The sequence below is a fragment of the Ciceribacter azotifigens genome, from assembly GCF_048159625.1.
In the GTDB taxonomy this organism is placed as follows: Bacteria; Pseudomonadota; Alphaproteobacteria; order Rhizobiales; family Rhizobiaceae; genus Allorhizobium; species Allorhizobium azotifigens.
On the sequence record NZ_JBLQTA010000041.1, the window covers coordinates 1 to 3,451 of the forward strand.

General features: G+C 57.1%; 2 protein-coding genes and 2 pseudogenes. All 4 read left to right on the forward strand.

What is annotated here, in order from left to right:
- The first annotated feature begins 189 nt into the window (after positions 1–189).
- Complete coding sequence (otnI, locus tag ACM6UT_RS23005) at positions 190–981, forward strand: 2-oxo-tetronate isomerase (RefSeq protein ID WP_416799604.1); 792 nt, start codon at positions 190–192, stop codon at positions 979–981.
- A complete protein-coding gene (locus ACM6UT_RS23010; protein WP_416799605.1) occupies positions 923–1,771 on the forward strand; it encodes an FCD domain-containing protein in 849 nt (282 codons plus the stop codon). The genes otnI and ACM6UT_RS23010 overlap by 59 nt, the downstream gene beginning before the upstream one ends.
- A 489-nt stretch (positions 1,772–2,260) precedes the next feature.
- A pseudogene (locus ACM6UT_RS23015) lies at positions 2,261–2,704 on the forward strand (acetamidase/formamidase family protein); the annotation flags it as partial.
- Between the two features lie 142 nt (positions 2,705–2,846).
- A pseudogene (locus ACM6UT_RS23020) lies at positions 2,847–3,386 on the forward strand (acetamidase/formamidase family protein); the annotation flags it as partial.
- Between the last annotated feature and the right edge of the window lie 65 nt (positions 3,387–3,451).

The following is a 3,451-nucleotide window of genomic DNA, read 5'->3' on the forward strand; positions in this document are numbered from 1 at the left end:
GATCGAATTGAATCGTAGAGCGATCCATCTTGTGGATCACCGCTAGGCACAGTGAACGGCCCTTTACATTGAAACGACACTTCGCTATCGTGGTATCAAATTTATGCTGAAAATCAGCGGTGCCAACCACCCATGACAAGATTTCAAACGCAGGCACGGACAACACTTCGGTTTGCTGCGAACCTGTCCATGTTATTCTCTCAGAACGCCTTTCTAGAACGGTTCGCGCTCGCCGCTCGTTCCGGATTTGAGGGGGTGGAGTTCCTGTTTCCGTACTCTTGGCGTCCTGCGGAACTGGTGGAGCAGCTGCACACTAACGGCCTGACGCAGGTGCTGTTCAACCTACCGCCCGGCAATTGGGAAAATGGCGACCGTGGCCTCGCGTGCTTGCCCGAACGTACCGCGGAATTTCGTGAAAGCGTTGAACTCGCGCTGGAATATGCCAGCGCGCTCGATTGTAGACACCTGCACGTGATGGCGGGACGCTCTGCCGGACGGAACGATTCCGACGTGCTATACGCAACCTATGTGGACAATCTGCGCTATGCCGCTGACCGGGCCGCCGTCGACGAAGTGATACTGCTCATTGAGCCACTCAATCCACACGACATGCCAGGATACTACCTAGATGGCATCCCCCGCGCACTTGAGGTGATCGCCGCAGTCGACAGGACCAATCTGAAACTGCAGGCCGATATCTATCACCTGCAACGCATTCAGGGCGAACTTGCAAATACGCTGGCCGCACATATCAACGTGATCGGTCATGTGCAGATCGCCGATACACCTGGCCGGCACGAACCTGGAACCGGCGAGATCAATTACCCGTACATCTTCGCAACGCTCGAGCAGTTAGGCTATGATGGTTGGGTTGGGTGCGAATATGTGCCCAGCCAGACTGACAGTGCGTTTCACTGGTTGGATGCTTGGCACTTGGAAAAACGCAGGGAGCGGCAAGGGCCTGACATTTGCCAGCGATAGCCCTTCCGAGATCATCGATTTGCGGATATCACTGACAAATAGGCAAAAAGGGCAATGCACAGGTATGGCGCGAAACGGAATTCGTCGACGGAAACTGTACGAAGACATCGCGTCCGAACTTGAGCGCCGGATCCACGCCGGTGACTATGCGCCAGGCGACCATCTGCCTTCTGAGCGCAAGATCATGGAAGAATTCGGCGTCGGTCGTCCGGCGGTGCGTGAGGCGTTGTTCGCGCTGAGAAAAATGGGACTCGTCTCCGTCAAGAGCGGCGAGCCTGCTCGCGTCACCACTCCCACACCTGATATTCTTATCGATGAGTTATCTGGTGTGGCTCGTTCGCTGATGGCCACGAACGACGGAGTGCGGATGTTCCAAGACGCGCGCGTTCTGTTGGAAGTCGCACTCGTGCGTCACGCGGCTGCAAATGCTACCCCAGAAGACATCAAAGCCTTGCTGCAGGCGCTGAACGCCAACCGAGTAGCAGTTCACGACAGGCGCAGCTTCAATGAAACCGATAACGCCTTTCACGCCCGAATCGTCGAGATCGCGCACAATCCGGTGATCGACGCGACCTACAGCGGCCTGTCAGAATGGCTGTACGAACAACGGCAGATCGCGATGCTGCATCCCGGATCGCCACAGAAGGCCATCGATGCGCACACGCGCATCTTCGAAGCGATCGCTGCCGCCGACAAGGAGGCAGCTGAAGAGGCCATGCGCGCGCACCTTAAAGACGTTGTCGAACAATACTGGTCGGTGTGGGAAGCCCGGCTCTCGCTACAGGGATAGGCTGACTGACGTGCCATGCTGTCCGCCTCGGGCTGCAGCCGCCTCACTGCTCGGTGGGCGCGGGACCTTGTCGTGCAATAGCACCATTCGGCACTGAAGTTTCCGCACGAGAGACATGAATTCCATCTTGACATTCGAATGCAGCATGGTTCTATTTGGTATAATAGGTATTCCAATAAGTGATCTGGTGGTAATTTCGACACATCGTCCTTGAGATAGGAACTGACCCTAGCATTTCGGCAGATTCGGCAGCGTGCCTGCTATGCAGGCTATGCAAATAAGAGAGGGAAGCAAACCGGCACCGATTTCCAGGCGCCGTCCATTCTAGGGAACAGTCCAGCATTGGATATGTAGCGCGTCAGCGCGAAGAAGGATGGCGGGTTGCATCGGAATACCGCCTTGTAGGGAATACAATTGAGGAGCGCTACATCGAGGAGTCGTAGCATGCATCTACCGTTTGAGGAGACGCCTTGGTTGGCCAAATCGATCATGCGCAACCGCGGCGTGGCAGGGGCACGTGTCGGCTGTACTCACCGATTGGACGAGGCAGCGCAGGGCGAATTCAAATACACACTAGGCCCTTATGCGGACCCGGTACTTGAGGTGGCGCCGGGCGATCGGATTATCGTCGAGACGCTTGACGCCTTTGGCGGACGCATCAAGTCGGAAAATGACCGGCCCTCGGACATCCTTGAAATGCCCTTCGGCAATCCGCAGAATGGGCCTATTCGGGTCGAAGGCGCACGCAAGGGTGACGTGCTGGCCGTCTATGTTGAGCAGATCGTGCCGCGCGGCAGCCAGCCACGCGGTACAACCTGCCTCATTCGTGAACTCGGTGGCCTTGTCGGCACCGACCTTACGGCAACGCTAAACGAGCCTCTGCCAGAGGTCGTGCGCAAGGTCGATGTGGACGAGAAGTGGGTCTACTGGAGCGACCGGTTGCGTCTACCTTACGATCCATTCATTGGTACGATTGGACTATCGCCGCAGATCGACTCGATCAGTTCCCTCGTTCCAGCCAGCCATGGCGGCAACATGGACCTACCCGAGACACGTCCGNGTGGACGAGAAGTGGGTCTACTGGAGCGACCGGTTGCGTCTACCTTACGATCCATTCATTGGTACGATTGGACTATCGCCGCAGATCGACTCGATCAGTTCCCTCGTTCCAGCCAGCCATGGCGGCAACATGGACCTACCCGAGACACGTCCGGGCAGCGTCATTTATCTGCCCGTGCGCACTGAGGGGGCCTATCTTTTCCTTGGCGACGTCCATGCGACACAGGGTGATGGCGAGCTTTCGGGCAACGCGATCGAGCATGCCAGCGAGACCACAATCGTCATAGACCTGATCCAGGACTGGCCTATTCGCTGGCCGCGCATCGAGTCTGACCACCGAATTATGTCAGTGGGCAGCGCCCGACCGATGGAGGATGCCGCGCGCATAGCCTATCGCGACCTCGTTCTCTGGATGGCCGAGGAGTTCGGTTATGACCGGTTCGAGGCTTACATGTTGCTAAGCCAATGTGGGCGTGTGCGGCTGGGTAACATGGTTGACCCCAACTACACCGTGGCCGCTGGAATCGACAAAGAACACCTGTTCGGCAATGTGTGAAATATCGAGACGCAATTGGAGACTGGCGACCGGTCGGCCCACTGCGCGAAGAAGTCGTTGTTGCG

Coding starts and splice junctions, on each gene's coding strand:
- ACM6UT_RS23010 (WP_416799605.1), top strand. CDS start 923: ATGCTTGGCACTTGGAAAAACGCAGGGAGCGGCAAGGGCCTGACATTT.
- otnI (WP_416799604.1), top strand. CDS start 190: ATGTTATTCTCTCAGAACGCCTTTCTAGAACGGTTCGCGCTCGCCGCT.